The organism is Heliomarina baculiformis (assembly GCF_019966545.1).
Classification (GTDB): Bacteria; Pseudomonadota; Alphaproteobacteria; order Rhodobacterales; family Rhodobacteraceae; genus Heliomarina; species Heliomarina baculiformis.
The window spans coordinates 1-13,957 of the sequence record NZ_JAIMIC010000014.1; the positions used below are offsets into that span (position 1 = coordinate 1).

General features: G+C 60.7%; 14 protein-coding genes, 1 tRNA gene and 2 pseudogenes. 11 read left to right on the top strand and 6 right to left on the bottom strand.

What is annotated here, in order from left to right; genetic code table 11:
* From MF268_RS22255 to MF268_RS22280, 6 genes and pseudogenes are all read right to left on the bottom strand, one after another.
* Positions 1-93 (bottom strand): annotated as a pseudogene (locus tag MF268_RS22255) (IS5/IS1182 family transposase); the annotation flags it as partial.
* 52 nt (positions 94-145) lie between these two features.
* Positions 146-655: pseudogene (locus tag MF268_RS22260) on the bottom strand (transposase); the annotation flags it as partial.
* A 216-nt stretch (positions 656-871) separates the two neighbouring features.
* Positions 872-948 (bottom strand) — tRNA-Arg (locus MF268_RS22265).
* A 54-nt stretch (positions 949-1,002) separates the two neighbouring features.
* Positions 1,003-2,388, bottom strand: a complete 1,386-nt coding sequence (locus MF268_RS22270; RefSeq protein WP_238372994.1) for a sensor histidine kinase — start codon at positions 2,386-2,388, stop codon at positions 1,003-1,005.
* Positions 2,389-2,404: 16 nt separating this feature from the next.
* Positions 2,405-3,823 (bottom strand): dihydrolipoyl dehydrogenase family protein, encoded by a 1,419-nt coding sequence (locus tag MF268_RS22275; RefSeq protein ID WP_238372995.1) that lies wholly within the window; start codon positions 3,821-3,823, stop codon positions 2,405-2,407.
* Between the two features lie 2 nt (positions 3,824-3,825).
* Positions 3,826-4,551: a TVP38/TMEM64 family protein gene (locus tag MF268_RS22280; protein ID WP_238372996.1), complete on the bottom strand. Its 726-nt coding sequence runs from the start codon at positions 4,549-4,551 to the stop codon at positions 3,826-3,828.
* Between the two features lie 295 nt (positions 4,552-4,846).
* Between MF268_RS22280 and rpmH the strand changes: the two genes are divergently transcribed.
* The 11 genes from rpmH to MF268_RS22335 all read left to right on the top strand — a co-directional run bounded on the left by rpmH (position 4,847) and on the right by MF268_RS22335 (position 13,854).
* Positions 4,847-4,981: a 50S ribosomal protein L34 gene (rpmH, locus tag MF268_RS22285; RefSeq protein ID WP_027241708.1), complete on the top strand. Its 135-nt coding sequence runs from the start codon at positions 4,847-4,849 to the stop codon at positions 4,979-4,981.
* A gap of 163 nt (positions 4,982-5,144) precedes the next feature.
* Positions 5,145-5,492: a ribonuclease P protein component gene (gene rnpA, locus MF268_RS22290; protein WP_238372997.1), complete on the top strand. Its 348-nt coding sequence runs from the start codon at positions 5,145-5,147 to the stop codon at positions 5,490-5,492.
* Positions 5,489-5,707 (top strand): membrane protein insertion efficiency factor YidD, encoded by a 219-nt coding sequence (gene yidD / locus MF268_RS22295; RefSeq protein WP_088635330.1) that lies wholly within the window; start codon positions 5,489-5,491, stop codon positions 5,705-5,707. Before rnpA ends, yidD begins: the two co-directional genes overlap by 4 nt.
* A gap of 51 nt (positions 5,708-5,758) precedes the next feature.
* Entirely contained in the window at positions 5,759-6,601 is an 843-nt protein-coding gene (ttcA, locus tag MF268_RS22300) for a tRNA 2-thiocytidine(32) synthetase TtcA (RefSeq protein ID WP_238372998.1), read from the top strand.
* A 90-nt stretch (positions 6,602-6,691) separates the two neighbouring features.
* Positions 6,692-8,233, top strand: a complete 1,542-nt coding sequence (locus MF268_RS22305; protein WP_238372999.1) for a putative bifunctional diguanylate cyclase/phosphodiesterase — start codon at positions 6,692-6,694, stop codon at positions 8,231-8,233.
* A 313-nt stretch (positions 8,234-8,546) separates the two neighbouring features.
* Positions 8,547-10,364: a membrane protein insertase YidC gene (yidC, locus tag MF268_RS22310; RefSeq protein ID WP_238373000.1), complete on the top strand. Its 1,818-nt coding sequence runs from the start codon at positions 8,547-8,549 to the stop codon at positions 10,362-10,364.
* The gene (locus MF268_RS22315) at positions 10,361-11,104 is read left to right on the top strand and encodes an MOSC domain-containing protein (RefSeq protein WP_238373001.1); all 744 of its coding nucleotides are present in this window, start codon (positions 10,361-10,363) and stop codon (positions 11,102-11,104) included. The genes yidC and MF268_RS22315 overlap by 4 nt, the downstream gene beginning before the upstream one ends.
* A complete protein-coding gene (gene yihA / locus MF268_RS22320; RefSeq protein WP_238373002.1) occupies positions 11,104-11,754 on the top strand; it encodes a ribosome biogenesis GTP-binding protein YihA/YsxC in 651 nt (216 codons plus the stop codon). Before MF268_RS22315 ends, yihA begins: the two co-directional genes overlap by 1 nt.
* Before the next feature lie 88 nt (positions 11,755-11,842).
* The gene (gene argB / locus MF268_RS22325; protein WP_088635325.1) at positions 11,843-12,706 is read left to right on the top strand and encodes an acetylglutamate kinase; all 864 of its coding nucleotides are present in this window, start codon (positions 11,843-11,845) and stop codon (positions 12,704-12,706) included.
* Positions 12,707-13,354, top strand: a complete 648-nt coding sequence (locus MF268_RS22330) for a ferredoxin (RefSeq protein WP_238373003.1) — start codon at positions 12,707-12,709, stop codon at positions 13,352-13,354. It begins immediately after the preceding gene.
* The gene (locus MF268_RS22335) at positions 13,351-13,854 is read left to right on the top strand and encodes a SixA phosphatase family protein (RefSeq protein ID WP_238373004.1); all 504 of its coding nucleotides are present in this window, start codon (positions 13,351-13,353) and stop codon (positions 13,852-13,854) included. Before MF268_RS22330 ends, MF268_RS22335 begins: the two co-directional genes overlap by 4 nt.
* Positions 13,855-13,957 lie beyond the last annotated feature (103 nt).

Consider the following 13,957-nt stretch of genomic DNA (forward strand, 5'->3'; position numbering starts at 1 on the left):
CTTGTCATCTACCCGGGGATTCCCGTGTGACTTGGGAAAGAAGGGAGCCAGACGGGCCATCTGCGCGTCGGTCAGCCAGAAAAGGTCGCTCATATCACTGCTCCATTTTCCGAGCGGTGAATCATGCTGTGCGCGCGAAATCAATGCATCCTGACGCTAGTCGTAGCCTGTGCAACCTGGGGAAGCGTTTTGAGGTGGGCAAAGAGCATCTCGACCTTTTGGTGGAGCCGCATTGAGATCGCATTTGTTTCGTCTTTGCGATGTCGCGGGCAACATGACCGGCGTCTTCGTGCTCTTCGCGCGTAATTTTGCGGGCATCGGCTTATGGGCAGCATTTCATTTTCGATGGGCAGGCTTGGCAGATGTGCTTCAACGCCTGATATTTGGCGAAAGCTTTGCCAGGCGGATCACGGTTCGGGGCCGAGTAGTTGCGCCGAAACTGCTTGAGTGGCTCGCCTTCAGGGCAGATGTACTGTTTGTTCTCAGGGGCCTAATTAAACTCAGTGCGGCTCCATGTGCCATCTGTACGGCCTGCTTTGTCCAGCACAGGAATGCGGGGATTGATTCCACGAGCAACCAGCCATCCCAGCATCGGCCCTGTCCCATAGGCGCTGCCTGCAATAAGCCTCTCTGGGTCAATATCATGACGCTCTTTTTAGATCCGACCCAGCATGGAACGCACAGAGACTTTGATACACAACGATGGCAATCCTACGCGAGTGAAAAAGGCAACTTGACCCAGAACTCGCTACCTACGGCAGCGACGATAGATGTCGCAGCGCGTCGCATCCAAGCGAAAATAAGTTGGCGGGCTTTTTTTGGCGGGTACGTTAAAGGCCCAGTCAATTTAATCAATATTTTCAAGAATTAGTGGCGGACCGAGGAGGATTCGAACCCCCGACCCCTTGATTCGTAGTCAAGTACTCTATCCAGCTGAGCTATCGGTCCACTGAGGGCGGGATGTAGACAAGGCGCGGGGGGTTTGCAACCCCCGATTTGAAGTTAAATGATGTCTTGCCCTTTGGGCAGCCGGATCTCGAAGCTTGTGCCTTCATCCGTCGATGTGACCAGCCGCAACGCGCCGCCGTGACCGCGCACCAGTTCGGATGCGATGGCAAGGCCCAATCCGGACCCGCCCTTGCGTGCACCACCCTGAAAAGGCTGGAAAAGATGTTCGCGGGCTTTGGCGGGTAGCCCGGGACCGGTGTCGGAAACGGTGATATACCATGCCTCTTCGGTATCCCGCGCCGAGATTGTCACGACGCCGCTGCGGCGAGCGGAGATCAACGCCTGATGCGCGTTGCGTACGAGATTCAGAATCACCCTGAACAACTGCTCGGGATCGGCACGCAGCATCATGTCGCCCGGCACATCCCGTGTCAGGGTGCTGCCGCTGTCTTCGACGGCGATGCTTTCGCTGGCGATCACGTCATCCACGACCGACCCCAGACGCACCATTGACAAGGTCGGCCCGGGCTCTTCGGCCCGGCCGAAAGCCAGCGTACTTTCGCAGAGCGAAATCGCCCGGGCAATCGAATTCACGAGCTTGGGCGCCATGCGACGCACAAGCGGATCCTCGCTGGTCTCGATCCGGTCGGTGAAGAGCTGTGCCGAAGCGAGGATATTGCGCAGGTCATGGCTCACGCGGGCGACGGCGCCACCCAGTTGCGCAAGCCGTTCCTTTTGCCGCAGCGCATGGGTCAATTCGGTCTGGAGACCGTAAAGCGCCTCTTCGGCTTCGCGCAATTCCCGGATACCTGCGCCGGGCTCGATGATCCCCCGCGAATCTTCGGGGTCCGCCGCATAGCGTTTCATATTGCCGATCACGCGCTTGATCGGCTTGACCAGCAACATGCGCACCGCAAGGAACAGCAGTATCGCGGCAATCAGCGAGATGATGACAGAGAGGGTCAGAACGCGAATGCCGTAATCGATCATGCCCTGCCGCAAGGGGCCGGATTCCATCGTTATTTCAATAAGAAGCCCGGCATCGCGGACCGGTGCGCCGATAACCCGAATGATCTGGTTCCCCGGTGTCACCAGCCGTTTCAACGCGTCCTTCATCAGGCCCAGCGCGCTGGACTCGCGCATGTCGAAGGTTTCGGAGATTGAATCCGGGATTGGCGAGGACAGCACCAGTTGCCGCATTTCATCCCGCCGGAGAACGACGTTGAACACCTCGGCGTTTTCCAGAAGCTCGGCCTCCAGATCCATGTCGATCATATCGTCGGCCAGCAGCGCCAGCGATGCGATCTGTGCGCGTTCGAGCCGGTCGCTCAGGTAGACTTCGCGGTATCGCGATACCGAAGGCACGAGAATGAAAATCTCGGCCAGCATCACGAACAGCGTGGTCAAAACCAGAATGCGCCCGGACAGCGTGTTCAGCATCAAGCCAGTTCCATCTTCAGGGCAGCCATCTCTGAATAGCCCCAACCACGAGTTTTACCGTTTTGTTATCAAACAGTTTAGGTGAGAAATAGGCCCCGGCGGCACGTTTGCTGATTTCACCGATGATCGGATAGGGCGAAACCATGCCCGCGATCTGCGACATCTTCATCTTGTTCGCCAGAACCAGCGCCCAAAGGTTGATATGCTCGCCAGCCTGTTTTCCGACGATAGAAGCCCCCACCGGGCGCCCCTTGACCACTATCACCTTGATCATCCCTTCTGTTTTGCGCTCGGCCTGGGCACGGTCATTTTCGGCGTATGAAAACCGTACACATTCTGTCTGATCTCCGTACATCGCGCGTGCACCCTCTTCGGTAAGGCCAATCTGCGCCAGTTCCGGGTCGCAATAGGTCACCTGCGGGATGTGATCGGTCTTGACCTTGGACGGCAGCGCAAAGAGCAGCGACCGGATCACGACTCCGGCGTGATAACCCGCCACATGGGTGAATTGCATACCTCCCGCCACGTCGCCGATAGCATAGACGCGGCGGTTCGTGGCGCGCAGGCCGTCATCGGTGCGGATGCCCTTGTCGGTCGTCTCGACTCCGGCCGCCCCGAGGTTCAGCTTTTCCGTGTTCGAAACGCGCCCCACTGCGACCAGCAGGTGTGAGCCGGTGAACGCCCGGCCGTCTTCGCAGCTGACCTGAATGCCCTCGTCGACCTGCTGAACAGAGGAGACCTTGGCCTCTTCGACGATATCTACGCCTTCCTCGGTGAGCGCATCTGTGACGTAACGCACCAGTTCCGGGTCTCCCCTCCCCAGCACCTTGCTGCCTTCGATCACCGTGACCCGTGCGCCCAGACGGCGATGCGCCTGCGCCATTTCCATTCCGATCGGGCCGCCGCCGATGATCAGCAGATGTTCCGGCTTTTCGCGCAAATCGAACAGCGTCTCGTTCGTCAGGTAGTCGACACTGTCCAGGCCTTTGATCGGCGGCACCATCGGGCGCGAGCCGGTGGCGATGACGATGCGTCTGGCTGAAATGATCGTATCCCCGGCCTGCACCTCGGTTTCCGAGATGAAATGGCCGAATTCGCGGGTGACCTTTACGCCCAGCCCCTCGAACCGCTCTTCGCTGTCGACAGGCGCGATGGTGTCGATCACCCCGGCGACATGTTCCATGACAGCTTTGTAGTCGACATCGGGTTTTACGTTGGCCACACCGAAGGGAGCCGAATGCGCTTGCTGATGGGCGACCTTGGCGCTGGCAATCAGGGCTTTGGACGGGACGCAGCCATAGTTCAGACAATCGCCGCCCATCTTGTGGCCTTCAAGCAGGACCACTTTGGCCCCCATCTGCACCGCACCGGATGCAACCGAAAGCCCGGCGGAACCGGCACCGATCACGAGGATATCCGTCTTGATCCGTTCCATTTTCAAACCCCTTTGCCGCCCCTAAATGCCTTGATCACCATTGGCAGCGCCGCAAGGGCGCAAAGACCAAGGATCGGACCGATGATCCGCGGCTCCCACAACAGGGAAAGATCGGGTGTCTCCCCTCGGTCGAAAACCGCGCCAAGGCCGCCGCCAATGGAGGTGAAGACCAGCGCGCCGGGGATGATGCCCAGCGCAGTAGTCCAGAAGAAATTCGCGAACCGCACCCCGACCAGCGCTGGCAGCAGATTGGCCACGAAAAAGGGAACGGCAGGCACCAGCCGCAACAAGAGCATCACACTGATCTCGTTTTCGCGCAGCCCTTTGCGCAACCGGTGCAGCCGCCCTTCGGAGGCGTCGATCTTGGCGCTCAGCGCCGCACCCAGACCCCAGCGCGCGGCAAGAAATATGACCGACGCCCCTATGGTGGCGGATAGGACGTTCAGCGCCGTGCCCAGCGGCAGTCCGAACAAAAAGCCACCCGTCACCGATGCAACCGCCGCACCGGGCAGGGAAAAGGAAACGATGGTCACGTAGATCGCCACGAAAACCGCACCCAGAAGCAGCGGATTGTCGCGCTGGAACTGCAGCAGCGATTCCCGGTTGTCGCGCAGGGTCTCGAAACTCAGGTAATCGCGCAGGGTAAAGGCACCGATCAGCGCGACCGCGGCGATGATGGCGATGGGTATGTACCGCCGCCACCCCGGAGACTGCATCGATTCTGCCATTGATCTGCCCTTGCCTCGCTTCTGTCCGCCCGGATTCTTCATGCTGCAATCGCCGGGGCTGGAACAGGGGATTGACGTTTCTTTGATCAAATATGGGTTTGCGAAGCGAAATTTCCCGAATAACTTGAGGAATAAGGGGAATTGTCGCCTCTGAAACGGCGAAATGTTTCACGCGCTGTCGATTTCTCTGCCGAAGGGTTTGACTTGCCGTGAAACCCACAGTAGAGACCGGGCTTCTTATACCCGGGGTCCGGCGAATCCGCGCCACATCCCGCCCGAAACTGGAGAGAGCGCCATGAAACGCACCTTTCAACCTTCTAATCTTGTCCGCAAGCGGCGGCACGGCTTTCGTGCGCGCATGGCTACCAAAGCCGGTCGCAAGATCCTGAACGCACGTCGCGCCCGCGGCCGCAAGGAACTGAGCGCGTAAACAACGCGCCTCGGGAACGGATTGACGTGGCACCGCCGGAGGTTTTCCGCGCTGGACCAACCAGCACAGGGAAACGGCCTCCGGCGGTGCCTCTTTTATTGTCCGGAACCCGGCACGCTCACCGTCTGAATGCGGATTCTGTCCGCATACAGGGGGCTGTGCGATGAGTTCCGGACTTGCCATCCTCAAGAAACGGACCGACTTCCTCGCCGCCGCCCGTGCGCGGCGTCAGGGGACGTCCTCGATGATGGTACAGGCCCGCAAGCGGCCCGAGGATGACGACGGCATTCGTGTCGGGTTCACCTGCTCCAAGAAGGTCGGCAATGCCGTGGCCCGCAACCGTGCCAAGCGCCGGTTGCGCGAAGCGGCGCGGCTGGTCCTGCCAGATGCGGGACAAAGTGGTTGGGATTACGTGCTGATCGGACGGGCCGGTGCAACGGCCGAACGCGATTTCACCGATCTTCAGAACGACCTGCGCTATGCGCTGCGCAAGCTGCATGCCCGCCCATGACCCCGCTTGGCCATATCGTCGCCCTGCCCGTACGAGCCTATCGGCTGATATTCTCGCCCTGGGTCGGCTACAATTGCCGCTACCAGCCGACTTGCTCGGCCTATGCGCTGGAAGCGATTGAAAAGCATGGCGGGCTGAAAGGTGGCTGGCTTGCTCTGCGCCGGATCGGACGCTGTCACCCTCTGGGCGGGTCCGGCATCGATAACGTGCCCTGACAATCATCACGCGCCCTTGCCCGGACCGGGGCGCTCGACTAAAGCTCGCACATGCTGGACGATAACGACGATATACATCCACTTTTTACCGGGGCGCCGTCGAGCACCGCGTTCAAAAAGCTGCGCAAACGCATCGTGCGGCAGGCGCGCGAAGCCATCGAACAATATGGCATGATCGAACGGGGCGCGCGCTGGCTCGTCTGCCTCTCCGGCGGCAAAGACAGCTACACCCTGCTTGCCGTCCTGCATGAACTGCAATGGCGCGGGTTGCTGCCGGTCGACATCCTCGCCTGCAATCTAGATCAGGGTCAGCCGGGTTTTCCGGCAACCGTGCTGCCCGAATTCCTCGAAAAAATGGGCGTCCCCCATCGGATCGAATATCAGGACACCTATTCGATCGTGATGGACAAGATCCCGCAGGGCCGGACCTTTTGCGCGCTCTGCTCGCGGCTGCGGCGCGGCAATCTCTACCGGATCGCACGCGAGGAAGGCTGCTCTGCCGTGGTGCTTGGCCATCATCGAGACGACATCCTCGAAACCTTCTTCATGAACCTGTTCCACGGCGGACGTCTTGCGACCATGCCGCCCAAGCTCTTGAACGAAGAGGGTGATCTGTTCGTATATCGCCCCCTCGCCCACGTGGCCGAGGCGGATTGCGAGCGGTTTTCCCGCGATATGAACTATCCGATCATTCCCTGCGATCTCTGTGGCAGCCAGGACGGGCTGCAACGCCAGCAGGTCAAGCAGATCCTCGATACATGGGAAGCCAACAGCCCCGGCCGCCGTCAGGTCATGTTCCGGGCGCTGATGAATGCCCGGCCCTCGCACCTGCTCGACCCGCAGCTTTTCGATTTCGCAGGGCTGATGAGGGATACAGCAAAAATTCCCGACTAATTCGTCGCAAAAATCCCCAAGACGTTAACCGGGCGGTGATCGGGCCTGCCTAGTGTCACTTGGTGCAAGCTGCATCAAGAAGGGTAGGACATGCGAATTCCCGACAGCCTGGTAAAACTGCGGGACTGGATTGCACCGATGATCTCGGGGCCATCGTCGATTGCCTTTCTCCCGGCCATCTCGCTTGCCGCCTTCTGGTTCGGTGGAGAAATCGCGCTCCTTTTGACCGCGCTTGGGCTGCCCCTGCTCTTTGCCGCGACCGGGCTTTATTCCCGGCACGGGATCGGCGGCGCGAGCGGGCGCGACCGCATCACCGAGTTGATCATGCGGGACGGGTTTGAACGAATCGCGGCGGATATCTTCGCAAGAACCGGCGCAACACGGCTCAAATCGGTCTGCATCCTGATAGATATCGACCATTATCGTGATCTCGTCGATCTGCACGGTCAGGCGGCAGCGGATCAGGTAATCGTGCAATGCGGCCAGCGAATCCAAGGGTTTCTGCGGGCCAGCGATACGCTGGCCAGGCTCGGCGACAACCGTTTTGGCGTCTGTACCAGCCCGATCCAGCAGCTTGATCTTGAAACCTGCATCAGCCTGGCGGGACGCATACAGGCCGCGCTTGAAGACCCGATTCAACTGGACGGCATGTCACTCTATCTCTCCTGCTCCATTGGGTTTTGCCAGCGCAGCCGTGCGCCTGGAAAGACTTCCGATGACTGGATCGCCGCAGCCGCGACCGCACTCGCCGACGCCCAGCTGAACGGGCCCTCCGCTATCCGGGCCTTCTCGCTGGAACTGCATCGCCGGGTACGGACCCGGCGCGCGCTGCATGACGAAGCCGCAGATGCCCTCGAAAACGGCCAGATCGTCGCCTGGTATCAACCTCAGGTATCGTCGGACACGGGAAAGGTGACCGGATTCGAGGCACTTGCCCGCTGGAACCACCCTGAACACGGCATGATCCCTCCCAACGAATTCCTGCCGATCCTCGAAGAGGCCGGGTTGGGGGAACGGCTTGGCCAGATCATGTTGCAGCATGCGCTTGGCGCGGTGAAGGCCTGGGACGAGGCCGGGTTCGATGTTCCCATGGTCGGCGTGAACTTTGCCACGGATGAATTGCGCAACCCGACGCTGGTGGATCGCATCAAATGGGAAGTCGACCGGTTCGATCTGACGCCCGAGCGGCTTTGCGTCGAAATACTCGAAACCGTGGTGACCAGTTGCTCTGACGACATGGTCACGCGCAATGTGCTGGGGCTGGGCAAGCTGGGCTGTCACATCGACCTCGACGATTTCGGCACCGGTCATGCCTCGATAGCCTCGATCCGCCGCTTTGCGATCAGCCGGATCAAGATCGACAGATCCTTTGTCCTGCGCGCAGATCTCGACCCGGAACAACAGCGCATGATCGGGGCCATCCTCACCATGGCGGAACGGCTGGGGATCGAAACGCTTGCGGAAGGTGTCGAGACCGCCGGTGAACATGTGATACTGGCACAGCTTGGCTGCGATCACGTACAGGGCTTTGGTATCGCGCGGCCCATGCCGTTTGAAAAAACACTCTCTTGGTTGACTGCTCATCGGGTGACGCTGATCGACACCCCGATCCTGCGCCGCGACACCGGCTAAACGCCGAATAAGACTTCAAGGCAGATTGGCTCAACGTCCGCTGGACTCCCCGCGTTATCTGGTGGGAATCTTCGCCCTCGGCACCCGAACGGGGATGACTGCACCGGTCCGTCACATTGCGAACCACGTTCCACAACGGAACCTGCCACCCCGTCGTCCGACCGGCAGGATTTCGCAAGAATCGCCGTCTCCCTTGTTTTATGCCCTGCAATTGGCCCTCGCGGCCCTATGTCGCCCGGATTCGGCTTGACCTTTCTGGCCGCACTCTGTTGAACCCACCGGTGTCATACATGGACGAAGGTGCCGGTCCCCAATGGACGATCAGAACAAGAATCTAATCCTCGCAACTGTACTTTCCGGGCTGGTGATCCTGGTCTGGCTGTTTTTGTTCCCACCTGAACCGCCGCAGCAGATCCCGAGCGAGACGGAGACCAGCCAGACCGCCGAGACCGGATCGACCGCAAGCGTTCCCGCCACCGCCACGACCGAGCAGGGCACGACGGCGATCGTGGGCGAGACTGAGCAGGCCGTTGCGAACGCCCCGCGCATCGCCATCGACACGCCACGTCTGCGCGGCAGCATCTCTCTGATCGGGGGGCGCATCGACGAGCTGTTCCTCAAGGACTACCATGTCGAGGTCGACCCGGCCTCGCCCATCGTTCAGGTTCTGGCCCCCGCCGGCACACCCAACGCCTATTACGCGCTTTACGGCTGGGCACCCGGTGCCGGGTTGTCTCCGGACGACGTGCCTTCACCCAAGACTGAATGGACCATCGAAAGCGGCGAGACACTGAGCACCGACAGCCCTGTCACGCTGCGCTGGTCCAACGATAACGGGCTGACCTTCCGACGCACCATCGAAGTCGACGAAGATTTCATGTTCACTGTCACCCAGTCGGTCGAAAACGCCTCTGGCGGGACCGTCGGTCTTGCCCCCTATGGCGTGCTGGCCCGTCACGGTGAACCGGCGGACCTGAAGAAATTCTTCATCCTGCACGAAGGCATCGTTCGCATGTCCGACGGCACGCTCGAAGAAGTGACCTACAAGAATATCCCCGATTTCGAGATGAACGCGAACGAAGGCGCGCGCGCCGAAGTCGAGCAGGTTGCCGAGAACGGCTGGATCGGGTTCACCGACCATTACTGGATGTCGACGCTGATCCCCGCCCCCGGCACCGCGTTCAAATCGGTCGCCAAATATGACGAGCGCCGCGATATCTACCAGACCGAGGCCGTGCTGCCGACGCAGACCGTGACCGATGGCGACTCGGCGATTGTCACCACCCAGCTTTTCGCCGGTGCCAAGGAATGGGAAACCATCCGCAAGTACGAAAACCGCGGCGTTGTCGGTTTCATCGACAGCATCGACTGGGGCTGGTTCTTTTTCCTGACCAAGCCGATCTTCTGGCTGCTGCACCATATCCATGAACTGATCGGCAACATGGGCTGGTCGATCATCGGCCTGACATTGATCATCAAGGCGGTCCTGTTCCCGCTGGCCTACAAGTCCTACGTCTCGATGGCGAAGATGAAGGAATTGCAGCCGCAGATGGAAAAGCTGAAGGAAAATGCGGGCGACGACCGGCAAAAGCTTCAGCAGGGCATGATGGAGCTTTACAAGAAGGAAAAGGTGAACCCGGCGGCGGGCTGTCTGCCCATCCTGCTGCAGATCCCGATCTTCTTCTCGCTCTACAAGGTGATCTTTGTCACCATCGAATTGCGCCACGAGCCCTTCTTTGGCCCGTTTCAGGATCTGTCCTCGCCTGACCCGACCTCGATCTTCAACTTCTTTGGCCTGCTGCCCTGGGGTGCACCGGATCCCGGATCGATGATGGCGCTGATCTTTATCGGCATACTGCCGCTCTTGCTGGGGATCTCGATGTTCCTGCAGCAAAAGCTGAACCCGGCGCCGACCGATCCGACGCAGCAGATGATCTTTGCGTGGATGCCTTGGGTGTTCATGTTCATGCTGGGCGGATTTGCGAGCGGGCTGGTGGTGTACTGGATCGCGAACAACACGATCACCTTTACCCAGCAGTACCTGATCATGCGCAGCCAGGGCTATAAGCCGGACGTTTTCGGCAACATCAAGTCGGGCTTCAAACGCAAACCCAAGGCGGAAAAGAAATGACCGGAACTGTCACCTCGATCTGGCGACACCCGATCAAGAGTCACGGGCGCGAAGAGCTGAGCGAGGTGACATTGGCCGCCGGGATGACCATGCCCGGCGACCGGGTATGGGCCGTTGCCCACGAAAATTCCGAGGCCGACAATACAGCCTGGGCCCGCCCGCAAAGTTTCAGCATCGTGTCCCGCAATCCGGCGCTGATGGCAATTTCGGCGCAGCTGGACGACGCGAATAACAAGGTCACGCTGTTTCACCCCGAGCTGAGCGATCTGAATTTCGATCCTGACACAGAGGCGCAGGCCTTTCTTGACTGGGTTTCGCCGCTGGTGCCAGAGGGGCGCGCCGCACCGGCGCGGATCGTACGTGTCCCGGGACGCGGCATGACCGATACCAAGCTTGCCTCGGTGACCCTGTGCAACATGGCCTCGCACCGTGAGGTGGAAAAGCAGGTCGGTCACGAGCTTTCGATCCTGCGCTGGCGCGGTAATATCTGGTTCGATGGCATCGACGCGTGGGAAGAGCTTGCCTGGGTGGACCGGGATGTACGCATAGGTGAAGCGGTACTGCGGGTACATGAGCGGACCGAAAGATGCCCATCGACCAAATCGAACCCGGATACCGGCAAACACGATGTTGATACGCTGGCCGCGCTGAACGCCTTTGGACATCAGGATTTCAGCGTGCGCGCCGAAGTCATTACCCCAGGTACGATCCGCCCGGGCGACCGGGTGGAGGTTATCTGATGCAACTGCCCTTTCCGCTGGCCGAAGCGCCCGACGATGCCACACTTGAACATGCCCGCAAGCTCTTTGCTGGGCAGTCGGAATTCGTCAAAGGCGTGGTCGCGATGTCAGGCCTGCCGCCTGCGGACCGGCTTGAGGTCTGCTTTGCCGGTCGCTCGAACGTCGGCAAATCCAGCCTGATCAACGCGCTGACCGGCACCAAGGCGCTGGCGCGTGCCTCGAACACGCCGGGACGGACGCAGGAGATCAACTTTTTCACCCAAGGGCCCGAACTCTATCTCGTTGACCTGCCGGGCTATGGCTATGCCAACGCGCCACTGGACAAGGTCGAGAAATGGCAGCGCCTGCTGAAACAGTATCTTTCGGGGCGTCCGACGCTGCGCCGTGCCTTTGTGCTGATCGACACGCGCCACGGGATCAAGGCCGTGGATCAGGAGATCCTTAAGCTGCTCGACAGCTCCGCGGTGACCTTTCAATGCGTGATGACCAAGGCCGACAAGGTCAAGGACAAGGAACGCGACAAGGTTCTGTCTCAGGTCCGCGAGGCGCTATCCAAGCACCCTGCCGCCTACCCGGAGATTGTCATGACCTCGTCCGAAAAGGGCTGGGGCATCCCGACCTTGCGCTCGATCATCGCAACGCTCGAATAGCGCGTTCCGGCCCATTCCCGGCATCGCGCCCGACATGGGCCTTGCGCCGCATGCTGCCTTTTCGGATAACGCGACAAAGGGAGCTAAAATGAGATCTCAGGATATGACCCGCGACTTGGGCAATACAGCCCGGACACTTAGCCAGGCCCTGCCCTATATGCAGCGCTATAACGACGCCACCGTGGTCATCAAGCTGGGTGGCCATGCCATGGGCAGCGACGAGGCGATGGACGAGTTCGCCCGCGACGTGGTGCTGATGCGACAGGTCGGGGTCAATCCGGTGATCGTGCATGGCGGCGGCCCGATGATCAACAAGATGCTCGAGCGGCTTCAGATCAAGTCCGAGTTCAAGAACGGCAAGCGTGTGACCGATGCGGCGACCATGGAAGTGGTCGAGATGGTCCTGAGCGGTATCGTGAATTCGCAGATCGTGCAGGCCATCACCGAACAGGGTGGCCGGGCGGTTGGCGTTTCCGGCAAGGATGGCGGTCTGATCGTCTGCGACCACGAGGACCCGGAGCTTGGGTTGGTTGGCAAACCGACCGAAGTGAACCCGGCCCTGCTGCGCGATTTCGCCGAGAAAGAGATCATTCCGGTGATCGCGCCGCTGGGCATGGGGCGTAACGGCGAGACCTTCAACATCAACGGCGACACCGCCGCCGGTGCGATTGCCGCCGCGCTCAAGGCGGACCGGCTGCTGCTGTTGACCGATGTGGCCGGTGTCAAGAATGCCGCCGGAGAGGTCATGACCGAGCTCAAGGCCCACCACATCCGCGAAATGACCGAGGATGGCACGATTGCCGGTGGGATGATCCCCAAGACGGAAACCGCGCTGGACGCGATTGACGGTGGTGTGCGCGCTGTTGTCATCCTTGACGGTCGTGCGCCCAATGCCTGCCTGCTCGAGTTGTTCACCGAGCACGGCGCCGGATCGCTGATCCGACCGGACTAAGTGAGCCGTCAGCCGGAATACGATGAGATTTCAGCTCTGGCCGAGGCGGCCGGGCTGATCGTGATGGGTGCGCTGGAAGAGGAGGGCCGCAGCCTGATCCTGCTTGGCGCCGGTCCGGGGTTCTGGGACGTGTTCAGCACGGCGCCCGAGGCAAAAGACGGCGGAGCGGATCCGGTGGATCGCTGGTCAGAGCGCGTTGTCGGCGAGCTTGCGGCCCGGCTGGACGCCGAAGCGATCTTTCCCTTTGGAGGTCCGCCCTATGCGCCGTTCATCCGCTGGGCGGTCGATTCCGGGCGCGCCTGGCAGAGCCCGGTGGGGATGCTTGTTCATGACCGGGTGGGGATGATGATTTCCTATCGTGGAGCGCTGCATCTGCCCTGTTCGATCCCCCTGCCCGCGCCGGTGTCCGACAACCCCTGCCTTTCCTGTGAATCACGTCCTTGTGTATCGGCCTGTCCCGTTGGCGCGCTGAGTGATATGCACGGATATCGTCTGGATGCCTGCCACGCCTATCTGGATACCAGGCCAGGGCGGCAATTCTGCATGACACGCGGCTGCGCCGTGCGGCTGGCTTGCCCGGTCAGCGCCGGGGCCGGACGCAAGGCGGCGCAATCCGCCCTTCATATGGAGGCTTTTCACCGCCGATGACCAAGACCCTGATCCTGATGCGCCACGCCAAGTCAAGCTGGGCCACACCGGACATGGATGACCACAAGCGCCCGCTGAACGACCGTGGCGTGATCTCGGCCCGGCTGCTGGGCGACTGGCTGCGGGCGAACGACTACCTGCCGGATGAAATCCTGTGTTCCTCGGCGGTGCGGACGCAGCAGACCTGTGACGGGCTGAACCTCGAAATCGCGCCGCGGGTGATGGACTCGCTATACCATGCCGGGATCGAGACCATGCTGTCGTCTCTGCGCAAGGCCAAGGGCGATACGGTGCTGATGATCGGGCACAACCCGGGGATTGCCGGTTTTGCCGAAATGATCCTGTCAGATCCGGTGGATCACCCCCGGTTCGACGACTACCCCACCGGCGCGACGCTGGTTGCCGATTTCCCGGATGACTTCTGGGCCTCGGTGACCTTTGGCAGTGGCGAAGCGGTGGATTTCACCGTGCCGCGCGAGTTGATGGGCGAGACGGGCTGAAGCGGCGGCCGGGGGCGCTGCCCCCGTCGGCCGATGGCCGACTCCCCCGGAGTATTTTCTGCAAGAGGAAAAGGGCGGCGCTTTGCGGGCGTTTGGGGTTGTG

Bases quoted from the DNA above. Each gene is read 5' to 3' on its own strand.
- MF268_RS22305 (WP_238372999.1), top strand. From the start codon at position 6,692: ATGCGAATTCCCGACAGCCTGGTAAAACTGCGGGACTGGATTGCACCG.
- MF268_RS22315 (WP_238373001.1), top strand. From the start codon at position 10,361: ATGACCGGAACTGTCACCTCGATCTGGCGACACCCGATCAAGAGTCAC.
- yihA (WP_238373002.1), top strand. From the start codon at position 11,104: ATGCAACTGCCCTTTCCGCTGGCCGAAGCGCCCGACGATGCCACACTT.
- MF268_RS22275 (WP_238372995.1), bottom strand. From the start codon at position 3,823: ATGGAACGGATCAAGACGGATATCCTCGTGATCGGTGCCGGTTCCGCC.
- MF268_RS22280 (WP_238372996.1), bottom strand. From the start codon at position 4,551: ATGGCAGAATCGATGCAGTCTCCGGGGTGGCGGCGGTACATACCCATC.
- yidD (WP_088635330.1), top strand. From the start codon at position 5,489: ATGACCCCGCTTGGCCATATCGTCGCCCTGCCCGTACGAGCCTATCGG.
- MF268_RS22335 (WP_238373004.1), top strand. From the start codon at position 13,351: ATGACCAAGACCCTGATCCTGATGCGCCACGCCAAGTCAAGCTGGGCC.
- ttcA (WP_238372998.1), top strand. From the start codon at position 5,759: ATGCTGGACGATAACGACGATATACATCCACTTTTTACCGGGGCGCCG.
- rnpA (WP_238372997.1), top strand. From the start codon at position 5,145: ATGAGTTCCGGACTTGCCATCCTCAAGAAACGGACCGACTTCCTCGCC.
- argB (WP_088635325.1), top strand. From the start codon at position 11,843: ATGAGATCTCAGGATATGACCCGCGACTTGGGCAATACAGCCCGGACA.
- MF268_RS22270 (WP_238372994.1), bottom strand. From the start codon at position 2,388: ATGCTGAACACGCTGTCCGGGCGCATTCTGGTTTTGACCACGCTGTTC.
- rpmH (WP_027241708.1), top strand. From the start codon at position 4,847: ATGAAACGCACCTTTCAACCTTCTAATCTTGTCCGCAAGCGGCGGCAC.
- yidC (WP_238373000.1), top strand. From the start codon at position 8,547: ATGGACGATCAGAACAAGAATCTAATCCTCGCAACTGTACTTTCCGGG.